Origin of the sequence: Hallerella porci, from assembly GCF_003148885.1 — a bacterium.
Lineage (GTDB): Bacteria > Fibrobacterota > Fibrobacteria > Fibrobacterales > Fibrobacteraceae > Hallerella > Hallerella porci.
The window spans coordinates 41,421-62,675 of sequence record NZ_QGHD01000012.1 but is presented as its reverse complement, the minus strand read 5'-3'; the positions used below and the strand labels follow the sequence as shown (position 1 = coordinate 62,675).

The 21,255-nt window shown below is 48.1% G+C and carries 36 protein-coding genes and 1 tRNA gene; 36 read left to right on the top strand and 1 reads right to left on the bottom strand.

Going from position 1 to position 21,255, the window contains the following annotated elements; genetic code table 11:
- The 32 genes from B0H50_RS07370 to B0H50_RS07215 form a co-directional block, all read left to right on the top strand.
- Window positions 1–141, top strand: a 141-nt coding sequence (locus tag B0H50_RS07370) for an EF-Tu C-terminal domain-related protein (protein ID WP_456298014.1), incomplete at its 5' end; no start/stop codon positions are given.
- A gap of 9 nt (window positions 142–150) precedes the next feature.
- Window positions 151–459 carry a 30S ribosomal protein S10 gene (gene rpsJ, locus B0H50_RS07365; RefSeq protein WP_109587489.1) on the top strand — a complete coding sequence of 103 codons (309 nt, stop codon included), beginning with the start codon at window positions 151–153 and terminating at the stop codon, window positions 457–459.
- Window positions 460–463: 4 nt separating this feature from the next.
- Window positions 464–1,081 (top strand): 50S ribosomal protein L3, encoded by a 618-nt coding sequence (gene rplC, locus B0H50_RS07360; RefSeq protein ID WP_106198825.1) that lies wholly within the window; start codon window positions 464–466, stop codon window positions 1,079–1,081.
- Window positions 1,081–1,704, top strand: coding sequence for a 50S ribosomal protein L4 (rplD, locus tag B0H50_RS07355; RefSeq protein ID WP_106198826.1), 624 nt, complete (start codon window positions 1,081–1,083; stop codon window positions 1,702–1,704). Before rplC ends, rplD begins: the two co-directional genes overlap by 1 nt.
- Entirely contained in the window at window positions 1,701–2,003 is a 303-nt protein-coding gene (rplW, locus tag B0H50_RS07350) for a 50S ribosomal protein L23 (protein ID WP_106198827.1), read from the top strand. Before rplD ends, rplW begins: the two co-directional genes overlap by 4 nt.
- 2 nt (window positions 2,004–2,005) lie before the next feature.
- Window positions 2,006–2,839 carry a 50S ribosomal protein L2 gene (gene rplB / locus B0H50_RS07345; RefSeq protein WP_106198828.1) on the top strand — a complete coding sequence of 278 codons (834 nt, stop codon included), beginning with the start codon at window positions 2,006–2,008 and terminating at the stop codon, window positions 2,837–2,839.
- Between the two features lie 3 nt (window positions 2,840–2,842).
- A complete protein-coding gene (gene rpsS / locus B0H50_RS07340) occupies window positions 2,843–3,124 on the top strand; it encodes a 30S ribosomal protein S19 (RefSeq protein WP_106198829.1) in 282 nt (93 codons plus the stop codon).
- On the top strand, window positions 3,124–3,480 hold the full coding sequence (gene rplV / locus B0H50_RS07335) for a 50S ribosomal protein L22 (protein WP_106198830.1): 357 nt from the start codon (window positions 3,124–3,126) through the stop codon (window positions 3,478–3,480). The genes rpsS and rplV overlap by 1 nt, the downstream gene beginning before the upstream one ends.
- A gap of 3 nt (window positions 3,481–3,483) precedes the next feature.
- A complete protein-coding gene (rpsC, locus tag B0H50_RS07330) occupies window positions 3,484–4,149 on the top strand; it encodes a 30S ribosomal protein S3 (protein ID WP_106198831.1) in 666 nt (221 codons plus the stop codon).
- Window positions 4,150–4,151: 2 nt separating this feature from the next.
- Window positions 4,152–4,565 (top strand): 50S ribosomal protein L16, encoded by a 414-nt coding sequence (rplP, locus tag B0H50_RS07325; protein ID WP_106198832.1) that lies wholly within the window; start codon window positions 4,152–4,154, stop codon window positions 4,563–4,565.
- A complete protein-coding gene (gene rpmC / locus B0H50_RS07320; RefSeq protein ID WP_106198833.1) occupies window positions 4,565–4,759 on the top strand; it encodes a 50S ribosomal protein L29 in 195 nt (64 codons plus the stop codon). The genes rplP and rpmC overlap by 1 nt, the downstream gene beginning before the upstream one ends.
- A gap of 17 nt (window positions 4,760–4,776) precedes the next feature.
- A complete protein-coding gene (gene rpsQ / locus B0H50_RS07315) occupies window positions 4,777–5,031 on the top strand; it encodes a 30S ribosomal protein S17 (protein WP_106198834.1) in 255 nt (84 codons plus the stop codon).
- 24 nt (window positions 5,032–5,055) lie between these two features.
- Window positions 5,056–5,424 (top strand): 50S ribosomal protein L14, encoded by a 369-nt coding sequence (gene rplN / locus B0H50_RS07310; protein WP_106198835.1) that lies wholly within the window; start codon window positions 5,056–5,058, stop codon window positions 5,422–5,424.
- Window positions 5,424–5,729: a 50S ribosomal protein L24 gene (rplX, locus tag B0H50_RS07305; protein WP_106198836.1), complete on the top strand. Its 306-nt coding sequence runs from the start codon at window positions 5,424–5,426 to the stop codon at window positions 5,727–5,729. The genes rplN and rplX overlap by 1 nt, the downstream gene beginning before the upstream one ends.
- 10 nt (window positions 5,730–5,739) lie before the next feature.
- The gene (gene rplE / locus B0H50_RS07300) at window positions 5,740–6,282 is read left to right on the top strand and encodes a 50S ribosomal protein L5 (protein ID WP_106198837.1); all 543 of its coding nucleotides are present in this window, start codon (window positions 5,740–5,742) and stop codon (window positions 6,280–6,282) included.
- 8 nt (window positions 6,283–6,290) lie between these two features.
- A complete protein-coding gene (locus tag B0H50_RS07295) occupies window positions 6,291–6,476 on the top strand; it encodes a type Z 30S ribosomal protein S14 (protein ID WP_073305497.1) in 186 nt (61 codons plus the stop codon).
- A 13-nt stretch (window positions 6,477–6,489) separates the two neighbouring features.
- Entirely contained in the window at window positions 6,490–6,882 is a 393-nt protein-coding gene (gene rpsH / locus B0H50_RS07290; protein ID WP_106198838.1) for a 30S ribosomal protein S8, read from the top strand.
- 7 nt (window positions 6,883–6,889) lie between these two features.
- The gene (rplF, locus tag B0H50_RS07285; RefSeq protein WP_106198839.1) at window positions 6,890–7,429 is read left to right on the top strand and encodes a 50S ribosomal protein L6; all 540 of its coding nucleotides are present in this window, start codon (window positions 6,890–6,892) and stop codon (window positions 7,427–7,429) included.
- Between the two features lie 9 nt (window positions 7,430–7,438).
- Window positions 7,439–7,810 carry a 50S ribosomal protein L18 gene (gene rplR, locus B0H50_RS07280; protein WP_106198840.1) on the top strand — a complete coding sequence of 124 codons (372 nt, stop codon included), beginning with the start codon at window positions 7,439–7,441 and terminating at the stop codon, window positions 7,808–7,810.
- Between the two features lie 10 nt (window positions 7,811–7,820).
- Window positions 7,821–8,303: a 30S ribosomal protein S5 gene (rpsE, locus tag B0H50_RS07275; RefSeq protein WP_106198841.1), complete on the top strand. Its 483-nt coding sequence runs from the start codon at window positions 7,821–7,823 to the stop codon at window positions 8,301–8,303.
- A gap of 8 nt (window positions 8,304–8,311) precedes the next feature.
- Window positions 8,312–8,491: a 50S ribosomal protein L30 gene (rpmD, locus tag B0H50_RS07270; protein WP_106198842.1), complete on the top strand. Its 180-nt coding sequence runs from the start codon at window positions 8,312–8,314 to the stop codon at window positions 8,489–8,491.
- Window positions 8,492–8,493: 2 nt separating this feature from the next.
- A complete protein-coding gene (rplO, locus tag B0H50_RS07265; protein WP_106198843.1) occupies window positions 8,494–8,937 on the top strand; it encodes a 50S ribosomal protein L15 in 444 nt (147 codons plus the stop codon).
- Between the two features lie 2 nt (window positions 8,938–8,939).
- On the top strand, window positions 8,940–10,301 hold the full coding sequence (secY, locus tag B0H50_RS07260; protein ID WP_106198844.1) for a preprotein translocase subunit SecY: 1,362 nt from the start codon (window positions 8,940–8,942) through the stop codon (window positions 10,299–10,301).
- Window positions 10,301–10,519, top strand: coding sequence for a translation initiation factor IF-1 (infA, locus tag B0H50_RS07255; protein ID WP_106198845.1), 219 nt, complete (start codon window positions 10,301–10,303; stop codon window positions 10,517–10,519). The genes secY and infA overlap by 1 nt, the downstream gene beginning before the upstream one ends.
- 21 nt (window positions 10,520–10,540) lie before the next feature.
- Entirely contained in the window at window positions 10,541–10,657 is a 117-nt protein-coding gene (rpmJ, locus tag B0H50_RS07250) for a 50S ribosomal protein L36 (protein ID WP_073305487.1), read from the top strand.
- 8 nt (window positions 10,658–10,665) lie between these two features.
- Window positions 10,666–11,034, top strand: a complete 369-nt coding sequence (rpsM, locus tag B0H50_RS07245) for a 30S ribosomal protein S13 (RefSeq protein ID WP_106198846.1) — start codon at window positions 10,666–10,668, stop codon at window positions 11,032–11,034.
- Window positions 11,035–11,045: 11 nt separating this feature from the next.
- The gene (rpsK, locus tag B0H50_RS07240) at window positions 11,046–11,483 is read left to right on the top strand and encodes a 30S ribosomal protein S11 (protein ID WP_109587488.1); all 438 of its coding nucleotides are present in this window, start codon (window positions 11,046–11,048) and stop codon (window positions 11,481–11,483) included.
- 21 nt (window positions 11,484–11,504) lie between these two features.
- On the top strand, window positions 11,505–12,479 hold the full coding sequence (locus B0H50_RS07235) for a DNA-directed RNA polymerase subunit alpha (RefSeq protein WP_106198848.1): 975 nt from the start codon (window positions 11,505–11,507) through the stop codon (window positions 12,477–12,479).
- Window positions 12,480–12,484: 5 nt separating this feature from the next.
- Window positions 12,485–12,964 carry a 50S ribosomal protein L17 gene (rplQ, locus tag B0H50_RS07230; protein ID WP_106198849.1) on the top strand — a complete coding sequence of 160 codons (480 nt, stop codon included), beginning with the start codon at window positions 12,485–12,487 and terminating at the stop codon, window positions 12,962–12,964.
- Window positions 12,965–13,051: 87 nt separating this feature from the next.
- Window positions 13,052–14,236, top strand: a complete 1,185-nt coding sequence (locus B0H50_RS07225) for a polysaccharide biosynthesis/export family protein (protein ID WP_109587487.1) — start codon at window positions 13,052–13,054, stop codon at window positions 14,234–14,236.
- A complete protein-coding gene (locus B0H50_RS07220; RefSeq protein WP_109587486.1) occupies window positions 14,220–15,437 on the top strand; it encodes a GumC domain-containing protein in 1,218 nt (405 codons plus the stop codon). Before B0H50_RS07225 ends, B0H50_RS07220 begins: the two co-directional genes overlap by 17 nt.
- A complete protein-coding gene (locus B0H50_RS07215; protein WP_106198852.1) occupies window positions 15,437–16,750 on the top strand; it encodes an O-antigen polymerase in 1,314 nt (437 codons plus the stop codon). Before B0H50_RS07220 ends, B0H50_RS07215 begins: the two co-directional genes overlap by 1 nt.
- Here the strand turns inward: B0H50_RS07215 and B0H50_RS07210 are convergent.
- The gene (locus B0H50_RS07210; RefSeq protein ID WP_109587485.1) at window positions 16,679–17,923 is read right to left on the bottom strand and encodes an oligosaccharide flippase family protein; all 1,245 of its coding nucleotides are present in this window, start codon (window positions 17,921–17,923) and stop codon (window positions 16,679–16,681) included. The two genes, B0H50_RS07215 and B0H50_RS07210, sit on opposite strands and share 72 nt — an antisense overlap.
- A 64-nt stretch (window positions 17,924–17,987) precedes the next feature.
- Between B0H50_RS07210 and B0H50_RS07205 the strand changes: the two genes are divergently transcribed.
- The 4 genes from B0H50_RS07205 to clpX all read left to right on the top strand — a co-directional run bounded on the left by B0H50_RS07205 (window position 17,988) and on the right by clpX (window position 21,240).
- Window positions 17,988–18,068: transfer RNA gene (locus B0H50_RS07205), tRNA-Leu, on the top strand.
- Window positions 18,069–18,096: 28 nt separating this feature from the next.
- Entirely contained in the window at window positions 18,097–19,353 is a 1,257-nt protein-coding gene (gene tig, locus B0H50_RS07200) for a trigger factor (RefSeq protein WP_109587484.1), read from the top strand.
- Between the two features lie 19 nt (window positions 19,354–19,372).
- Entirely contained in the window at window positions 19,373–19,975 is a 603-nt protein-coding gene (locus tag B0H50_RS07195) for an ATP-dependent Clp protease proteolytic subunit (RefSeq protein ID WP_106198855.1), read from the top strand.
- 11 nt (window positions 19,976–19,986) lie between these two features.
- Entirely contained in the window at window positions 19,987–21,240 is a 1,254-nt protein-coding gene (gene clpX, locus B0H50_RS07190) for an ATP-dependent Clp protease ATP-binding subunit ClpX (protein WP_106198856.1), read from the top strand.
- Window positions 21,241–21,255: the final 15 nt, after the last annotated feature.

The following is a 21,255-nucleotide window of genomic DNA, read 5'->3' as shown; positions in this document are numbered from 1 at the left end:
GAAATGGTGACTCCGGGTGACACCGTGACTATCGACGTCGAACTCATTGCTCCGGTTGCTATGGAACAGCAGCTCCGCTTCGCAATCCGCGAAGGTGGCCGTACGGTCGGCGCTGGCTCTGTAACTGAAATCATCAAGTAAGGAATAACAATGGCTGGTGAACGCATTCGTATTTCCTTGAAGTCGTTCGATCATCGTATGATTGATCGTTCTGCTCAGGACATCGTAAATACGGCAAAGAACACGGGAGCCCGCATCGCGGGTCCAATCCCTCTCCCGACCAAAATTCAAAAGTACACGGTTCTCCGTTCTCCTCACGTTAACAAAACGTCTCGTGAACAGTTCGAGTCTCGTACCCACAAACGCTTGATTGACATTCTGGACGCTACTCCGCAGACGGTAGATTCCTTGATGAAGTTGGAATTGCCAGCAGGTGTCGAAGTCGAAATTAAGGTGTAATACAATGAACGGTATTCTTGCAAAGAAGCTGGGAATGACCCAAGTATTCACGGATAACGGAGAATGCGTTCCGGTAACGGTTCTCGAAGCTGGTCCGTGCGTGGTCGTTTGCCACAAGACTGAAGAAAAAGACGGCTATACCGCAATTCAGGTCGGTTTTGGTCTCGTCAAGGAATCTCGCGCAGATAAGGCAACCATTGGTCACTTCAAGAAGGCTAACCTCGATGTTCGCGGTTATCTCGCTGAATTTGACGTGGAAAACCTCGAAGAATGGCCGATCGGCAAGGAATTCGGCGCTGCTGATTTCGCAGAAGTGAAGACTGTTGACGTTTCGGGTATCTCGAAGGGGCATGGTTTCTCTGGTACTGTGAAGCGTCACGGTTTCCACACGGGTCCTCGTGGTCACGGTACTCACAACATCCGTGAACCGGGTGGTCTTTCTGCTCACTCTTATCCGGGTCGTGTTTTCCCGGGTAAGCGTATGGCTGGTCAATATGGTAACAAGAAGGTCACAGTCAAGCACCTCCAGGTGATTAAGGTTGATAGTGATCGCAATTTGATCTTTGTTCGCGGCGCTGTTCCGGGCCCGAAGAACGGAGTCATCGTGGTGAGGAAAGGCTAATGGCAAAGGCTAAGCTCTACGCCGCTAGCGGCGAATTCAAAAATGAAATTGACCTTCCTGCTGTGTTTGACACAGAAGTGAATAAGGTTTGCATCTATTTGCACATCAAGGCAATTCTCAACAACCTCCGTCAAGGCACAGCTCAGACCAAGACTCGTTCTCAGGTCAGCGGTGGTACGACGAAGCCTTGGAAGCAAAAGGGTACTGGTCGCGCTCGTGCTGGTCAGAACACCTCTGCTGTGTGGGTTCGTGGTAACAAGGCTCATGGTCCGAAGTCCCACGACTACTTCGAAAAGGTGAACAAGAAGGTGAAGCGTATCGCTTTCCATTCTGCCCTTTCCGATAAGGCTCAGGAAGGCAAGGTCTTCGTGTTCGAAAGTCTTTCTTTCGACGCTCCGAAAACCAAGGATTTCCTTTCTGTGGTGAACAAGGCGGGTCTCGAACAGCGCAATGCGCTCTTCCTCGTCGGTGCAAACGATAAGAATCTCCGTCTTTCGACAGAAAACGTTCCTTGGGTTCGTACTGCTCGTGTTCAAGACGTGAACACTTATGATCTCGTTCGCGCAAACAATATCGCGATTTCCCAGGACGCTCTGGGTGAACTCACTGGAGGTTCCAGATGAAAGAACTCCACGAAATTCTGAAAGAACCGCACATCACTGAAAGCACTGCAAAGATGATGATTAATCCGCGCACTGGTGTTCGTCAGTATGTTTTCAAGGTCGGTCTTTCTGCTACAAAGCAAGAAATCAAGAGCGCCATCGAATCTCGTTTCAACGTGAAAGTGGATTCGGTGAACACTTTGATCAACCGTGGCAAGATGAAACGTGTACGCACTGCTGTAGGCAAAAAGTCCAACTGGAAAAAGGCTTACATCACATTGCAGGCCGGCAACAAAATTGCCGAATTTGAAGGAGTCTAACAATGGGTCTGAAAACTTATAGACCGCTTACCCCGACACTGCGTTACAAGCAGTTGAACGATAAGAAGGAAATTACCGCTGACAAGCCGTACAAGCCTCTTACCGTCGGTAAAAAGCGTAGCTCTGGCCGTAGCAACGTGGGTGAAATTACTTCTCGTCGCCGCGGTGGTGGACATAAGAAGTCTTATCGTTTGATCGACTTCAAGCGTAATCGCGCAGGTATCGCTTGCACAGTTGAAACGGTTGAATACGATCCGAACCGTTCTGCATACATCGCACTTGTGAAGTATGTTGATGGCAAGCGTCAATACATCATTGCTCCGGCTGGCATCAAGGTCGGCGATGTTCTCAACTCCGGTGTCGGTGCTGAATATCGTCTTGGCAATGCTCTTCCTCTCAAGGAAATCCCGCTGAACTCGATGATTCACAACATCGAAATCATCCCGGGCAAGGGCGCTCAGATTGCTCGTTCTGCCGGTGCTGGTGCGGAATTAATCGCAAAAGACGGCAAGCTTTGCCAGGTGCGTCTCCCGAGCGGTGAAATCCGTTTGATTCCGGAAGATGCTCTTGCAACCGTTGGTCAAGTTTCGAACATTGACCATATGAACGAATCTTCGGGCTCTGCAGGTCGTTCCCGCTGGCTCGGTATCCGTCCGTCTGTTCGTGGCGTTGTCATGAACCCAGTTGACCACCCGCTTGGTGGTGGTGAAGGTCGAACCTCTGGTGGTCGTCACCCCTGCTCTCCGTGGGGCAAGAACTCCAAGGGTAAGAAAACTCGTAACAACAAGCGTACTGACCACTATATCGTGCGTCGTCGCCAGAAGAAGAGGGCATAAGCTATGTCGAGATCCCTTAAGAAAGGTGCTTTCGTGGATTCCCACGTTTTGGTCAAAACCAAGGCTATGGCCAGCTCCGACAAGAAGCAGCCCATCAAGACCTGGTCCCGTCGTTCCACCATTATTCCTGACATGGTCGGTTTGACTTTTGCTGTGTACAACGGCAAGCAGTTCGTTCCGGTCTATGTTTCTGAAAACATGGTTGGTCACAAACTCGGTGAATTTTCTCCCACCCGCCTCTTCCGCGGTCACCGTAAGGCTGAAGCCGCAGGAGGATCCAAGTAATGAAAGCTACAGCAAAAGTAAAGAATATCCGTTACGGTGTTCGCAAGCTCCGCTTGGTGGCGGATCTGGTGCGCGGCAAGTCTGTTGATCAGGCTTTCGCTATGCTCTCTATTCTTCACAATAAGAAGAAGGGCGCTCCCATTGTTGAAAATGCTTTGAAGTCTGCAGTTGCAAACTTTAAGCAGAAAGCTCCGGGTGCCGTTGCAACGGAAGAACTCAAAATCGAAGCGATTGCAGCTGATGGTGCTACAATCATGAAGCGTATGCGTCCGCGTTCTCATGGAAGCGCAGACCGTCTCGCAAAACCGTTGTCTCACTTGACCGTCGTTGTGTCTGACAACGCTGATAAGGAGTAAACTATGGGTCAGAAAACTCATCCGTATGGTCTTCGTCTCGGCGTCATTGATGACTGGCAGTCCAAGTGGTATGCCAAAGACGAAAAGTTCGCCGACTTCCTCTATGAAGATATCGTTCTTCGCCGTTATTTGATGAAGCGTTTCGAACATGCTTCCCTTGCTAAGGTTGGCATCGAACGTACACCGAAAAAGGTGAATGTGAACCTCTTCACCGCTCGTCCGGGCGTCGTGATCGGCAAAAAAGGCGAAGAATTGGAACGTTTGAAGAGCGAACTCCAATATCTCACCGGAAAAGAAATCTATATTAGCGTCCACGAAATCAAGCGTCCGGAAGCTGATGCAAAACTCGTTGCAGAAAACATTGCTCGTCAACTTGAAAAGCGTGTTTCCTTCCGTCGTGCGATGAAGCGTGCGATGCAGAGCGCAATGCGTATGGGCATCGAAGGCGTGAAGATTCAATGCGGTGGCCGTCTCGGCGGTGCTGAAATTGCTCGCGTTGAAAAGTATGCAGAAGGTCGCGTTCCTCTGCACACCCTTCGTGCTGATATTGATTATGCCACTGCTACTGCCAAGACCGTTTACGGTGCTGTCGGTATCAAGGTCTGGATCATGCACGGCGAAAAGATTGGCAAGGACGTCTTGTCGTCTGAACCTAAGAGAGAGAAGTAATTATGCTGAGTCCTAAAAGAACAAAGTTCCGCAAAGAACAGAAGCGTCGCATGAAAGGACGTGCGACTAGCGGTGATACCATCGCTTTCGGCGAATACGGTTTGCAGGCTCTCGAAAAGTGCTGGATCACAGCACGTCAGATTGAAGCTGCTCGTATCGCAATGACACGTACCATCAAGCGCGGCGGTCACATTTGGATCCGCATTTTCCCGAACAAGCCGGTTACTCGTCACCCAGCCGAAGCTCGTATGGGTAAAGGTAAGGGCGCAGTTGAATTCTGGGCAGCAGTGGTTCTTCCGGGTCGCATCATGTTCGAAATGGACGGTGTGGAACGCGATCTCGCCATTAAAGCGCTTCGTGAAGCATCTCAGAAGCTGCCGATTAAAGTTAAAATCGTGGAGGCTTCGGAAATCTAATGAAAGCACGCGAACTGAAAGAATTGAGCACTGAACAGCTCCAAGAAAAGCTCTCGCAGCTCAACTTGGATTTGTTCAACAACCGGTTCTCTGCAAAAACCGGAAACAGCGAAGAAAAGCCCGTCGCAGCTCGCTCGATCCGCAAGGACATCGCACGAGTCAAGACAATTCTTACCGAAAGGGCCAAGGCCTAAGCCGGCAGGAGCAGAAAATGGATAGAAACTCTCGCAAAGTGAGACAGGGTATCGTTTCGTCTAGCGCTATGGACAAGACGATTACGGTTGTGGTTGAAGACCGCAAGCGTCACCCGATTTACAACAAGATCATGAAATCCACAGCTAAGTTCAAAGCTCATGATGAAAAGAATGAAGCTGAAGTTGGCGATACTGTGGAAATTATGGAAACCCGTCCCCTTTCCGCAACAAAGCGTTGGCGCTTGGTTCGGATTGTGGCAAAGAAGAAGTAATCCTTCTGGAGTAAGGCGAAAACTATGATTCAAGAAGAAACAAGACTGGTCGTGGCCGATAACAGCGGTGCGAAGGAAGTCGCCTGCATCCGAGTTTTGGGTGGATCTAACCGGCGCTATGCTAGCATCGGCGATGTCATCAAGGTAGCGGTCAAAGACGCTATCCCCCAGAGCAAGGTGAAGAAAGGCTCTGTCGCAGATGCTGTCGTGGTCCGCACTCGTAAGGAAATCGGTCGTAAGGACGGAACATTTATCCGCTTCTCCGACAACGCAGTCGTCCTCATCACGAAAGATGGCGAACCCCGTGGAACCCGTATCTTTGGACCTGTGGCGCGCGAACTTCGCGACCATAATTTCACAAAGATCATCTCTCTCGCACCCGAGGTGCTCTAATGTCAAACATCAAGAAGAACGATAACGTTAAGGTTATCTCCGGTGCCCACAAGGGCAAGACCGGTGCCGTGCTGAGCGTTGATCCGAAAGCGGGTCGCGTGATTGTTGCTGGCGTGAACGTTCACAAACGTCATGAAAAGCCGAGCCGCACCAATCAGGCTGGTGGTATCGTTGAAAAGGAACTCCCGATTGACATCTCCAACGTGATGCTTCTCGAAGGTTCCACCCCTGTTCGTACTCGTCGCGTCCGTGAAGCCGGCAAGAAGAGCGTTCGCGTGAGCGTCAAGTCCGGAAAGGCTCTGTGAGGTCGTAACTATGAGCACAATGAAGAAAGATGTTTATGAAAAGACCGTAGTTCCGGCTCTCAAGGAAAAGTTCGGTTACAAGAACGTGATGCAGATTCCGCGTCTGCAGAAAATCGTTATCAATATGGGTGTTGGCGAAGCTGCTTCCAACCGTAAGGTTTTGGACGAAGCAACTGATACTCTCGCTGCAATCACTGGTCAGAAGCCGGTGGTGACGAAGGCTCGCAAAGCAATTTCCAACTTTAAGCTCCGCGAAGGTCTTGGAATTGGTGCTAAGGTGACCCTCCACGGCGAAAATATGTGGGATTTCCTCTATCGCTTTATCAACATTTCCCTTCCGCGTGTGCGTGACTTCCGTGGTCTCCCGCGTCGCGGTTTTGATGGCAGCGGCAACTATACGCTCGGCATCAAGGAACAGTCGATCTTTGTGGAAATCGACATCGATAAAATCTCTCAGACTCTCGGTATGGACATTTCCTTTGTCACTTCCGCTACTACGGATGAAGAAGGACGTGCTCTGCTCGAAGGTCTTGGTCTCCCCTTCAGGAAGTAAGGTATACCATGGCAAGCAGAAGAATGATCGAAAAGTGCAAGCGCACCCCGAAATACACCGTTCGTGGTTATCATCGCTGCAAGCGTTGCGGTAGACCGCACGCTTATATGCGTCGCTTCGGTTTGTGCCGTATTTGCTTCCGCGAAATGGCACTCGCCGGTGAAATCCCGGGCATCACCAAATCTTCCTGGTAAGGAGCATTTAAAAATGGCAACAGATACTATCGCCGATATGCTCACCCGCATCCGCAATGCCGTTTCGGCAAAAGCGCCTGTGGTGGACATTCCAGCTAGCAACGAAAAGCGTGAAATCGCTCGCGTGCTGCAGGAAAAAGGTTTTATTAAAAAGTTCGTCGTCGTTGAAGATGGCAAGCAAGGAATTCTCAAAATCCTTCTCCGCTACACTAACGGCGTTCCGGCTATCCAAGGCATCCAGCGAGTTAGCCGCTCGGGTCTTCGTATGTACAGCGATGTAGCGAAGCTTCCGCGCGTTCGTAACGGTCTCGGCTATGCTATTATCTCCACTTCCAAAGGTGTGATGACCGACCACGAAGCCCGCAAGGAAAATGTGGGTGGCGAAGTCATCGCAAAGGTCTGGTGAGGTAAAGATGTCTCGTATCGGAAAAGCTATCATTCATATCCCTGCTGATGTGAAAGTCGCAGTGGATGGTCAGAACATTCAGGTCGAAGGCAAGCTCGGCAAGCTTTCTACCAAGGTTCACGACCTCATCAAGATCAAGCTGGACGGCAATCAACTTTCGTTCGAACGTCCGGATGATTTGAAGTTCTCTCGCTCGATCCACGGCACAACTCGTGCTCTCGTTGCTAATATGGTCGAAGGTGTTTCGAAGGGTTTTGAAAAGAATCTCGAAATCGTCGGCGTTGGCTACCGTGTGGAACAAAAGGGCAAGGATCTGAACCTCGTGCTCGGATTCTCTCACCCGGTCATCTACAAGGCACCGGAAGGCGTTGAACTGAAGGCTGTCGATCCGCTGAAGATTTCCATTAAGGGCATCGATAAGCAGAAAGTCGGTCAAGCTGCAGCAGAAATTCGCAAGTACCGTCGTCCTGAACCGTATAAGGGCAAGGGCGTTAAGTACGCTGGTGAAATCATCCGCCGCAAGCAAGGCAAGAAGACAGGTAAATAAGGTAACGTTATGGCTGTTATTGCAAAGAAAAGACTTGAGTCCAGAATTGCGCGTCATGCACGTGTTCGCAAGACCGTCAACGGTACCGCTGAACGTCCGCGTCTCGCAGTTCGTCGTACGCTCTCTAATATGATCGCTCAGATCATTGACGATGTTTCTAACAAGTCCTTGGTGCAAGTTTCGACTTCTTCCAAGGATTTCCAAGCAAAGTTTGGTGAACTCACTAAGACCGAACAGAGCAAGAAACTCGGAAATCTCATTGCCGACGCTGCGAAGGCCAAGGGCATTTCTGCCGTAGTCTTCGATCGCGGTGGTTACATTTATCACGGTCGCGTTCAGGCTCTCGCTGAGGGAGCTCGTGAAGGCGGACTCCAATTCTAAGAGGTACACTTTGGAACGCGAAGCTCAAGTTTCTGAATTTGAAGACAGAGTTGTGCACATCAATCGCTGCGCCAAGACTGTGAAGGGCGGCCGTCGCATGTCCTTCAGTGCTCTTGTTGTCGTTGGCAACAAGAAAGGCAAGATTGGTGTTGGCCTCGGCAAGGCTAAGGAAGTTTCCGAAGCTATCCGTAAGGGTACCGAAGCGGCTCAGCGCAACCTTATCGAAGTGAACGTTCAAGACGGAACCATTCCGCACGATGTTGAAATCAAGTACGGTGCAACTCGCATCCGCTTGATTCCGGCTGCTCCTGGTACTGGCGTTATCGCTGGTGCTGCTGCTCGTGCAGTTTTGGAACTCGCTGGCGTCCACAACATTCTTACCAAGATCTATGGTTCTTCCAATCCGAGCACCGTGGTGCAAGCTTGCATCGAAGGTCTCACGACTCAGAAGAACAAAAATGACTACGCTGTATTGCGCGGTCAGAACGCCTGAGGTCTCAAATGAAAAAAGTGAGAATTACCCAAGTTAAGGGACTCATCCACTCCCTCCCGAAGCACAGAGCTAACATTGCTGCTCTCGGTCTTCATGGAATCGGAACCTCTAACGAACTGACATTGACGCCGGCGATTCAGGGCATCATCAACGTTGTCCGTCACATGGTCAAGGTCGAGGAGATTTAATCATGGAACTCAATAGTATCAATCCTGCCAAGAGTGCTCTTACGAAAGGTCGTAAGCGCATTGGTCGCGGTCCGGGCTCCGGCTGGGGCACGACTGGCGGTCGTGGTCAGAAAGGTGCTGGTGCTCGTAAGAGTGCTAAGGCCGGACGCGTAGCTTTTGAAGGCGGTCAGATGCCGATGCATCGTCGCATTCCGAAGCGCGGTTTTAAGACCCAGTTCCCGCGCGATACTCAAATCGTGAATCTCAAGGCTATCGAAAAGTCTGGCGTTGTTGAATTCGACGCTAAGGTTCTTTTTGATCAGGGCCTCGTTCGCAGCGTCAAGCAGCCGATTAAGGTTCTTGGCTACGGCACGATTTCTAAGGCAGTTACTCTCAAAGTTAACGCGATCAGCGAAAAGGCCAAGGCGGCTGTTGAAGCTGCTGGCGGCAAAGTAGAGATCGTCTAATAATGGAAGCTCTGAAGAAAGCTATTGACGGTTTCGTCAACGCCTTCAAGATGGAAGACCTAAGGAAAAGAATTCTCTTTACCTTGGGGATTCTTATCGTTTATCGCATCGGTTCGCATATCACCATTCCGGGTGTCGACGCTACAGTACTCGCTGAATACTTCCGCAACAGCAACAATATGTTCGGATTGTATGACTCCTTTACTGGCGGTGCTTTTGCGAAAGCGACGGTTTTTGCCTTGGGCATTATGCCGTACATTAGCGCAAGCATTATCATCCAGTTGATGGGTTCCGTGATCCCTGCGATTCAAATGCTTCAAAAAGAAGGCCAAGAAGGACGCGCAAAACTGAATCAGTACACGCGTTACTTCACGGTGCTCCTCGGCGCTCTTCAGGGCTGGGGTGTGGCCGTTTGGCTTTCGAGCTTGAAAGTTTCCACCGCGACCGGTACAGGTATTTCTGTGCTTACGGACGGTTTTCAGTCCGGGCTTGGGAATGTCGGATTCCGGTTACTTGCTACGCTTACCTTCACCACGGGAACTATCTTTGTAATGTATCTCGGTGAGAGAATCACTGCAAAGGGTGTTGGTAACGGAATCTCCCTGATAATCTTCGCCGGTATTGTAGGCGGACTTCCGAGAGCATTCATTCGCGAATTCGAAATGTTTACCGAAGGCATTCAGCCGCTCGCTATTGAGATTTTCATCTTGGCGATCGTTGTTGCTATCATCGGTTTCATCGTTTTCGTAGAACAAGCTACTCGTCGTATTCCGCTTCAGAGTCCGCGCAGGGTGGTTGGACGCCAAGTTATGGGTGGTCAGGCTAGTTATTTGCCTTTTAAGGTGAATACCGCTGGCGTGATTCCTGTGATCTTTGCTTCTTCCATCATGTTCGTGCCCGCGATTATCGCTTCGTGGATGCCTAATGTGAGCTGGGCGCAATCTTTTGCGAGTGCGTTCGTTCCGGGACATATCACTTATAGCGTGATTTTCGCAGCGCTGATTATCTTTTTTACTTACTTCTACACGGCTATCCAATACAATCCTACAGACATTGCGGATAACCTCAAGAAGTCGGGTGGTTTTATTCCTGGAATTCGTCCGGGCAAAAAGACCGCTGAGTATATTGATCACATTTTGACTCGCATTTCACTTCCGGGATCCATTTTCCTGGCTGTAATTAGCGTTGGTCCGCTCCATTTGAAAGACGCTTTGAATATGTCTTTCTATATTGGGGGAACCTCGGTCTTAATCGTGGTCGGTGTGGCGCTGGATACACTTCGTCAACTCGAAGCCCACCTCCATACTAACAACTACGCAGGTTTCCTCAAACACGGCCGCATTCGCGGCAGGATGGCGTCCTAGTGGCTAAAGAAGAAGGCATTCAAGTAGAAGGCGTTGTGCTGGAAGCACTTCCGAACGCGTTCTTCCGCGTCGGCCTTGAAAATGGTCACGAGATTCTCGCCCATGTTTCTGGAAAAATGCGCCGGCATTTTATCCGCATCTTGCCGGATGACAAAGTGTTGGTCGAAATTTCCCCGTACGATTTAACGCGGGGAAGAATCACCTACCGTTACAAGTAATAGGGAAAAAGGTTAGAACCTATGAAAATCAAAGCCTCCATCAAACCTAGATGTGAAAACTGCAAGATTGTCCGTCGTAAGGGCATTCTTCGCGTCATCTGTTCTAAGAACCCCCGTCACAAGCAGAGACAGGGTTAGGAGATTTTATGGCACGTATTGCTGGTGTCGATTTGCCGAAAAACAAGACTGTTGAATACGGTCTGACGGCTATCTACGGAGTCGGTCTTTTCACCTCTCGTAAGATCTGCGCTCAGTTGGGCATTGATCTAAAGAAGAAGTGCGATGACTTGACTGAAGAAGAACAAGGTAAAATTCGTCACGTTCTTGAAGACGAATATTCTGTGGAAGGTCAACTTCGTGCAGAAACAACCTTGAACATCAAGCGTCTTCAAGATATCGGATGCTATCGCGGTTCCCGCCACTTGAAAAAGTTGCCGGTTCGTGGTCAACGCACCCGTACGAACGCTCGCACTCGCAAGGGTCCGAAGAAGACCGTTGCTAACAAGAAGAAGTAAGGAGACGATCCGTGGCAGACGAAGAAGTTAAAGAAACCGTCCCGGCCGCTGCAGAAGCTGCTGCTCCCGCTGAGGAAAAGGTCAAGAAAGGTAAGAAGCGTGTTGATGTGCAGGGCATTGCCTGCGTAAACGCATCTTTCAACAATACAATCGTGTCGTTCACTGATGCTCATGGTAACGTTGTTGCTTGGGGCTCTCCAGGAAACTCCGGTTTTAAGGGCTCTCGCAAGAGCACTCCGTTCGCAGCTCAGCTTGCCGCCGAAGCCGCAGCCCGCAAGGCTTACGATCTCGGCATTCGCAAGGTCGATGTGCGCGTGAAGGGCGCTGGTGGTGGACGTGAATCCGCTGTTCGCGCTATCAAGAACGCTGGCATCGAAGTGCTGACGATTCGCGATGTGACTGGTGTTCCGCACAACGGATGCCGTCCTAAGAAGAAGAGAAGAGTTTAATCTCAACAGGGGAAAACGCCAATGATGTGGAAATCTCTCCAAATGCCGCGCAGTTTCCAGAAAGTGGAAACCGGCGAAGATGGACGCTACGCAAAGTTTGTCGTAGAAGCCCTGGAACGCGGATGGGGTATTACTATCGGTAATGCTCTGCGCCGTACGCTGCTTTCCTCGCTGCAAGGTGCTGCGATCGTCTCTGTAAAAATCGCTGGAGTCGAAAAGGAATTCTCTTCGATTCCGGGAGTGAAGGAAGATGTCACCGATATCATCCTGAACTTGAAGAGCATCCGTGTAAAGTTGCTCTCCGACCACGACGAAACGCTCCGCTTGGATATGTCTGGCAATGGTGAAATCACTGCTGCGAACATCGAGGAGAATCCCAACGTGGTGATCCTTACCCCGGACGTTCATATCGCAACGCTTGGTGGAGATGCTTCTTTGAGCATGGAGCTCAAGGTATCTTCCGGACGCGGTTATGTGGTTGCGGACGAATTGAAGGATCCGAATGCCCCGATCGGTGAAATTGCCATGGACGCAAACTTCAACCCGGTGTTGAAAGTTGCGATGCACGTGAGCGATACTCGTGTGGGTCAAAAAACGGACTACAACCGTCTAGAATTGGAAATTACGACTGATGGTTCTATTGATCCTGAAGATGCTCTTGCTTATTCGGCAAAGCTTTTGGTGGATCATTTGGAAGCTTTCATCAACTTCGAAGGAGATCTCGAATCTCCGGAAGAAATGGTGCAAGACGAAGAACGTCAGCGTATTGCCTCCCGTCTCCGTATGCGTGTGGACGAACTCGAACTTTCCGTTCGTTCCAGCAACTGCCTCCGTATGGCGAATATTCATACGATTGCAGAACTTGTTCGCAACAAGGAAGCGGATATGCTGAAATACAAGAACTTCGGTCGGAAGTCCTTGGTTGAACTTAACGAGGTATTGACGTCGATGGGCCTTACTTTTGGCATGAACGTCGATGAATACTTGAAGGATTAAGAAAAATGAGACACGGTGTAAAAAACAAAAAACTCGGTGCGAATGCGCAGCATAAGCGTGCCATTCTCCGTAGCCTCGCGACTTCCATCCTCGGAAAAGGCCTGGAAGAGGAACAGATCAACCGCTCTGTGCGTACGACTCTCCTCAAGGCTCGCCTTGTTCGTAGCGTTGTGGATCGCTTGGTGACTTATGCGAAGAAGGGTGACCTTTCTGCTCGCCGCGAAGCTGCACGAATCGTTCGTGATCCGAAGGTTTTGCAGGGACTTTTCGACGTGATTGGTCCGCGTTACAAGAGCCGCAACGGTGGTTACACCCGCGTGCTGAAACTCGGCCCGAACCGTCCTGGCGACGCAGCTGAAATGGCTTTGATCTCTCTCGTTGAAGACGAAATCAAGGCTAAGGAAGCTCCGAAGGCAGAAGCTCCGGCTGCTGATACGAAGCCTGTTGACATGGTCAAGGGTGCTTCTAAGGAAGCGGAAAAGTAATCTGCTAAGATTCTAGAAAAAGCCCAGCTTTCCCAGCTGGGTTTTTTCTATTTTATACCAACTAGCAGATTTTTGTTTGGATAAATTATGCATTTTTTGAAAATTTTGATGCTGAGTCTTTTTCTCTGCGTGCCGACGATTTTGGCTTCGGAAGAAATGGGCGGCGCCTATCCGGCGATGACGGGATTACAGACGACGAATCCTGCGTTTCAGCGGAATTCTGTGACAATGCAGCCGAGTTATAGCGAAGGCGTTGTCGATTCGAATTATCTTTTGGGACCGGGCGATTATCTGGATATTATGCTTGAAAATTCATACCTTTCGGCGAAGGTTTATCCGGATGGAAGCATTATTATTGAAGAATGCGGAATTGTCAATGTCGCAGGAAAAACGATTGCGCAAGCGCGCGAAGAAATTTTAAAAGCGGTTGCAAAGCGTTACGATCCGAAGTATTGTTTTGTGCAGCTCGCGCAAATGAAAAAGATGATTGTAAATGTGATGGGAGCGGTGCCGCATGTGGGGCAGGTTTTTGTTGAACCGCAGACTCGTTTGACTCGGCTTTTGAAATTAGTGGGAGATATTTTACCGCAAGGTCGCGATGATGATGTGCGCATAATTCGTGGAAATGATACGATTCATGTGAATTGCTTTAAGATTTATAATGAAGGCGATTTTGCAAGTGACATTATTATGGAACCGGGCGATCAGATTTTTGTGCCGTTCGCCGATATGAACAATGCGATTACGATTATTTTGCCGAATTATCGCTCGGCGGTTTCGTATGTCGAAGGAAAAACGGTTTCGGATTATTTCGAAAGAGCTGGCGGAAATCGGATTCCTAATTTAGGCTATCAATCAGTTACGATTCGGAAAAAGGATAATTCTTCGGAGTCGATTCCGGTTAGTCTTGCGGATAAAGTGGTGCCGCCTTTAGGTGCAGAAATTGAATATACGATGAAGCCTTTGCTCGTTTATGTCGGCGGGGCAGTCGCGGGAGTTGGAAGACAGCAATATGATCCGTCATGGCATGCGCTCGATTATATTTCGGCAGCTGGTGTGCTAACGACAACAGGTTCCTTTGACCAAGTGAAAGTGATTCGCGGCGACCGAGAAACGATTTATGTGAATGCCACTCGGGATCCGATTCTTCCGGGAGATTACATTGAAATTCCGAAGAGCACTTATGAACGATTCAAAGATTTTACTTTGTTCGTCGCATCTCTTTTAACCGTTGTTTCGTCGGCGTTTATCATCTATGTCAACTACAAATAATATTCCAGAAGCTCCTGGCTTAGTTGAAACTTTTTTGCGGATTCTCAATAACGATTTGAAGCATTTCAAATTGTGTTGTGCGATGGTTTTTATTCCGACTTTAATTGTTTTCGTTTTGGTGATGTGGGTGATTAAGCCGACTTATGCGGCCAAGGCTGTGGTGACTCCGCCTGCGGAATCGTCGGGAATGAGTGCGCTTTCGGGAATGCTCGGTGGAGAATTTTCTTCGTATGCGTCGCTTCTCGGATTTACTTCGGGCTCGGCGGATGCGGATGCGATTTGGACGATTTTCGATTCCAAAGAATTGCAAGATATGGTCATCGATCATTTTGATTTGGCGAAGCGTTATGAGTTTAAAGGAAATTTCCGCGCGGACTTGTTAAAATTATTCCGCAAAAATTTTAAGCTGTCTTTGACGGACGAAAATATGTTAGAGGTTGCGATTGAAGATGAAGATTATCGTGTAGCATCGGAAATGGCGACGTTTATGCTCGAAAAAGCAGACTCGATGTTTAATGCATTTAAAACGAAACAAGCTCGTCAAAGCCGAGAATATTTTGATAAGCGTATGGCGCTTTGCTTGAAAACTTTGGATTCGTTGAAAGATGATTTTGTAAAATTCCAAACGGAAAATAATTTCTACGAACCGGGAATTCAAATGGAAGCGACGATTAAATATTTGAGTTCGCTTCAGACGGAACGTCAGAGTGTCGCCGTGGAAATGAATTACGAAAGCCAGCTTCGCGGAACGGATTCCAAGCGTTACAGCGAACTTTCCAAACGCTACAGCTCGCTGAATACGGCAATCAATCAGACTCTCAACGGCAAGCAACAGTCGATGGGCTTAATCACTTTGAAGAAAAGTCCGCAGCTTGGCGCGGAATATATGCGTAAGCAGGAAGAAATCAAGGTGCAGGCCGCTCTGTACAAGCTGCTCCGTCAGCAGAGCGAACAGATGCAACTTGAAGAAGCGAAAAAGCTCACGAACTTGCACGTGCTTGAAGCTCCTTGGCCGAATGACAAAAAAGTTTCGCCGTTGCGCGGTGTTTCGCTCATGTTCACGGTAATGGTTTGCATGTTATTCGCAACTCTTCTCAGCAATTTCATTGAACTTGTGAAATCGCAGAAAGGAACGGGCTCAAATTTGGAAAAAGAATGGAGCACGTTTACCGGATTTTTTAGAAGGAAACGCAACGCCTAATGTTCGCACAAGTCTGCGAATATCCCGAAACGACAGTCTTGCTTTTCATTGTGGCGGGGCTGTTATTTTATGTGTGGAAAAAAAAGTTAGACTTTTTTTCGCCGGCGACGGTTTACATTTTCTTTCAATGTTTGACTCTCGCTTTTGCGTATTTGCGATTAGATCATGCGATGACGCCGTTTCATGCAAAAACATGGTTTGTTTGGGGTGGCGCTTTATTTTCTTTTGCGTCGGGGTGTTTACTTTTTCAATGGAATCATTCGCCTTGCAAAACGCAGCCGACTGAAAATTTTGCGTATAATTGGAAGTTGCATTTTATTCTTTCGTGTTTCATTTTAGCGCTGTATTTTGTGGGAATTTTTGGGATTATTCAAGTGGCGGGAAATTTGATTTTATTTACGGGAAATGCGGGATATTTTGCATCGCGTAAAGTGGATTACGGATTTTATGCGCAATTCTTTTCAAGTGCTCCGCTCGTGGTAATGCTTTTTGGGGTGGCGTCCTTTAAGTCGTTAAATCCGGTGCGTTGGATTCGCCGAATTTCTTTGCCGATAACTCTTTTTATTTCGGTGTTGAGTGTGTGCGCTTATCCTAGCCGGACGACTTTATTTATGTGCTTGGGCTTTGCGGTAATTCTTTTCAATTTTTTGTGCAAACGCATTTCGGTTTTACTTATCACAGCGCTTTTGATTGCAGGAATTGTCGGATTCATTTTTGTGGCGTCCGCGCGTTCGCAATATGGCGAATCTTCGGTGAAGTCGATGACGATGGAAGCGGCGATGACGATGCCTTATAAATATGTCGCCAACAATTATTGGAATTTAGATTACGCAATCAATTCTCCGACGGATCGAGAAATTCATCCGTTTACATACGGCATTGATTTTTTCTCGGGAATGTTTGAATATTTCCGTGCGCCGGGCGCTTTAAAAACGAGTTTCGGTTGGGATGGAATTTACAACGAAAGTGTGCAAAAAATTCCGGGCTTAAATACGACGGGTTATCTGTGGGAAATTTACAAGGACTTTGGACTTCCCGGATGTTTTTTGGTGCCGTTTTTAGTCGGGCTCGGAATGTCAATTTTATTTGATCGCGTCAAAAGAAGAAAGACGCCGCGGCTCGTAATGTTTTATGTTTTCTTCATTTATTTCGTCGGCTTTTGGTTTTTCTTGGCTGGTTATAAACAAGGAATTTTTTGGGCGTGGGGCGTTATCATTTGGATGATTTCAACCATTTGTTCATTACATCCGAAGGCGCTTGTGAAAAGCGAAATACAAGAAGAGAATTGCGCTGAGCGAAACATCGCCGGTTAAAGTTAAAAGCGGAATTTTTTCGGGAGAAACTCCGAAATGCGGGAGTACGAAAACGGCGAAAGCGTTTAAAAGTCCGCCGATAAAAATGAATGTGACGTATGTCCACAAGCGTTTTTCTTTGAGCATCGTTGCAACAAAACTCATGCGCAGCGCTTGCAGAACGAGGGAAAATGCGAGAACGGAAATGGTGAATGCGGCGAATGTGAGCGCAACTTCATCGTTTCGAATGGGAGCGGCGAAGAAAAGCCAACGCAAACAGAATTTGGGAAAAATCCAAAATGGCGAAGTGCAAATTGCGATGAATAAAGTGAAAATGAAAATGTCTTTAATGTGCAAGTTTTGGTCGTTTGATTCGTGCTTGGTAACGAGAGAAGATGAAATGAAATTCACCATCATTCCGCTCGCTAAAATGATTAGTTTGTGCGCATAATTATAGGCGCCGAGAAGTTCTCTGGGCGCAAAAAAATCCATCGCATAAAGTCCAAGAGGCAAATACAAAAAACTGGCGAGACTCGAAAGCGCAAAAGGAAAAGCTTTGGAAAGCATTAAACGGATGAAGAGAAAACTGCGGCGGGTGAAATGAAAAACGCGCGGGCGAAGCGCTGCTGTTGCGCCGAAACTCCAAGCGGGAAGAGCGGCGATGACCATTGAAAGCGCAATGCCTTCGACGCTTTGAATGCGAAAATAAAAAAGCGAAAGCGCCATAACTGCGGAATAAGAAATCGTGTGCAAAATTTTTGCGGCGAGCAATTTTTTCCAAAATTTTCCGCATACAAAATACCAATCAAAAAAAGCGTGCTGAAATAAAAGTCCGAATGCCATAATGAATTCGCCGCGGAAAGCGGGATGATTTCTGCGGAAGAATAATGCGAAAAGCATCATCAAAATCATGGAGGCGAATGTGAGAACATAGCGGAGCTGAAAAGAGGCAAAAAGAAGCCTTCCGTTAGAAGCCTTTTTCCCGAAGAATGCGAGAAGAAGTGTGGCCGTGCCAAAGTCAGCGAGGGCGGTAAAAATGGTGTAATCGCTTTGGAGAATGCCAAAGTAAGCAAAAGAAACATTGCCGAGATTTTTTGCGATAAAATTCCCGACAAGAAACGCAACCCCTTGAATGAGAAGGTTGACTGCCGAGATGAAAACTCCAATGCGAATGGTTCGGAATGCGTTTAACACGCCATTAAAATAGCTGTTTCATTTTCAAAAAGAATGATTTTTTGTATTTTTGGCATCCGAATACGCGAGAGTGGCGGAATTGGTAGACGCGCCAGACTTAGGATCTGGTACTTCCAGTGTGTGGGTTCAAGTCCCACCCCTCGCATCCTTAATGTTTTATTCATGGAGACACTATGTCCGCAACGATTAAAGAGATCAGCTCTACGGTTCGTAACATTGACATCGCCATTCCGCAGGACGCTTTGAAGAAGCCGTTCGAAAAGAAGGTGACCGAATACCGCAAGGAAATTCAGTTGAAGGGATTCCGCGCAGGTGCAGTTCCTCGCCACGTGATTGAATCTCGCTTTGGCGATTCGATTCGTGCAGAGGCGATTGAAGAAGTGATGAATTCTACTTTGAGCGAAGAACTCAAAGCGGCAAACATTATTCCGGTTTCTCGCGTCAAGGTTGAAAATTTCAAAGACGACAAGACCGCAGACATTACTTTCACCGCAGTCGTGGAAGTGGATCCGGTGATCGACATCAAGGGTTATGACAACTTGGGCATTACCGTTCCGGATGTGGTCATCGACGAAGATGAAGTGAAGGCGGAATATGACCGCGTTCTTCAAATGTATTCGACAGCAGAATCCGTTGACCGCGAAGCGAAGAAGGGCGACGTGGTTGTCGGCAATTACATCGAAGTGAAAATCGACGGCGAAAACAAGGAAATTCCGGAAGACCGCGAATTCCGTTCTCTTCTCGGCGAATCGGCTTCTCCGGGATTTGACGAAGGCCTCACCGGTGCGAAGAAGGGCGACAAGAAAGACATTCATTTTATTTACCCGGCAGATCACAAGGACGAACAATACCGCGGCAAGACCGCAGACTTTAAGGTCGAAGTGACCGATGTCCGCGAAATCCGCGCTCCGAAATTGGACGAAGAATTCTTCAAAAAACTCGGCGTGAAAGATGAAGCCGATTTGAAGGATAATCTCCAACAGAGCATTTTGAACAACAAGAAGGGCGCTGCAAAGGCGAAAGCGGTGAACGAAGCGATTGATAAATTGATCGAAACGAATCCGTTTGACGTCGCACATTCCCGCGTTGTTGATCTCATCAAGTATACTCTCCAGCGCAATTCGGGCTCGAACGAAGAAGTGGAACCGACCGAAGAGCAGTTGAAGTCTTTGGAACCGGAAGCAATTCGCGAAATCAAGAAGCATTTCATCTTGGAATTCGTTGCGAATAAGGAAAAACTCAAACCGTCGCAGGCTTTGGTGGACGAACGCATCGAAGGTATGGCTGCGATGTATGGCGTAGATGCGAAGACTCTCAAAGACCACCTCCGCCAGTCGGGCCGTATCAATTCTTTGCGCGACGAACTTCGAGTCGAACAAGCTTCTGACTTTATCGTCGGAATCAAGCCGGCAGCAGAAGAATCCAAGTAAGTTTTTTTCGGGAGAACTCATGGTCATTCCAACTATCATTGAAAACACCGGCCACGGTGAACGCGCTTACGACATCTATTCTCGTCTTCTCAAAGAACGTATCATTTTCTTGGGAACGCCGATTAACGATGAAGTGGCGAATAACGTCATGGCTCAAATGATCTTCTTGGAATATGAGAATCCCGAGAAGGACATTACATTATACATCAACAGCCCGGGCGGTTATGTCTCGGCGGGTCTTGCCATCTACGACACGATGCAGCACATTCGTCCGAATGTGGCGACGATTTGCGTTGGCGATAGCATTTCGATGGCGGCGATTCTTCTCGCTGCTGGAACGAAAGGAAAACGCTATGCGCTTCCGCATTCTCGCATTATGTTGCATCAGCCGTCGGGAGCAGTGACTGGACAATCGACAGATATTCAAGTGCACGCCAAAGAACTTGTGCGCACACGTGAAATGCTCACGAAAATTATCGCAGAGCATTCTGGTCGTTCGATTGAAGAAGTTCGCGAAAAAACAGAACGCGACTTTTTCCTCACTGCAGAAGAAGCTTTGGAATTCGGCGTTATCGACGAAATTTTCAAGCCGCACAAGGCTGTTCCGGACATTAAAGCTTAAGGGCTGTTTCCATGTATAAGAACGGAAGGAATCATACCCAAATCACCTGTAGTTTTTGCGGAAAGCCGGCAGAACGCGTTGCCAAAATGATTTCGGGCGCAAATGTCCACATTTGCAATGACTGCGTTACGGCTTGCTATAATCTTTTGCTCGATGATTTGGCAAAAGAAGCTTCGAAGACAACAGTCGAAGCGGACAATACACCGCTTCCGACTCCGAAAGAGTTAAAGGCGCATTTGGACGATTTCGTCATCGGACAAGACGATGCAAAAATCGCATTGTCCGTTGCCGTTTACAATCATTATAAGCGTCTTCGTTATAAAGACGCCAATGCGGGCAAAGAAAAAGATGACGTCGAAGTCGAAAAGTCAAATTTGCTTTTGGTCGGACCGACCGGAAGTGGAAAGACTCTTTTGGCGCAGACCCTCGCTCGCTTTTTGAATGTGCCATTTTCTATCGCCGATGCGACTGTGCTTACCGAAGCCGGTTATGTGGGCGAAGATGTTGAAAATATTTTAGTGCGCCTTTTACAGGCTGCTGATTATGACGTTGCGCGTGCAGAACGCGGCATTATCTTTATCGATGAAATTGATAAAATTGCCCGTAAAACTGCCAATCCTTCGATCACACGTGATGTTTCGGGTGAAGGCGTGCAACAAGGTCTTCTTAAAATTTTGGAAGGGACGACTGCGCAAGTTCCGCCCAAAGGTGGACGCAAACATCCTGAACAAAGTTTAGTTCAAATCAACACGCGGAATATTCTTTTTATTTGCGGCGGTGCATTTGAAACATTGGATAAAATTATTGCACATCGCGTGAATCAAGGCGGCATGGGCTTTGGCGCAGACATCCGTTCGGAAAAGGATAACTCGCTTTCGAGTTTGTTTAAACTTTTGGAACCGGACGATTTGATTCATTTCGGTTTAATTCCCGAATTGGTCGGGCGTTTGCCGATTGTCGTATCTCTCGAAGAATTAGACGCCGATGCGCTGAAACGCATTTTAACAGAACCGAAAAACGCAATTACCAAACAGTACACGAAGCTTTTCAAAATGGACGATATCGATTTGTCCTTTACCGATGATGGAATTGCAGAAATTGTTTCGTTTACAATGGAACGCAAAACCGGCGCTCGCGGGCTCCGTTCTGTGGTCGAACGCACCCTTCAAAAGGCGATGTATGAATTGCCGGGATCCAAGACGAAAAAGCTTGTAGTCGATGCTGATTTGGTGAAAAAAGCGCTGTCTCAGGGCGATAAGAAATAAATCGCCTGGGGAAGG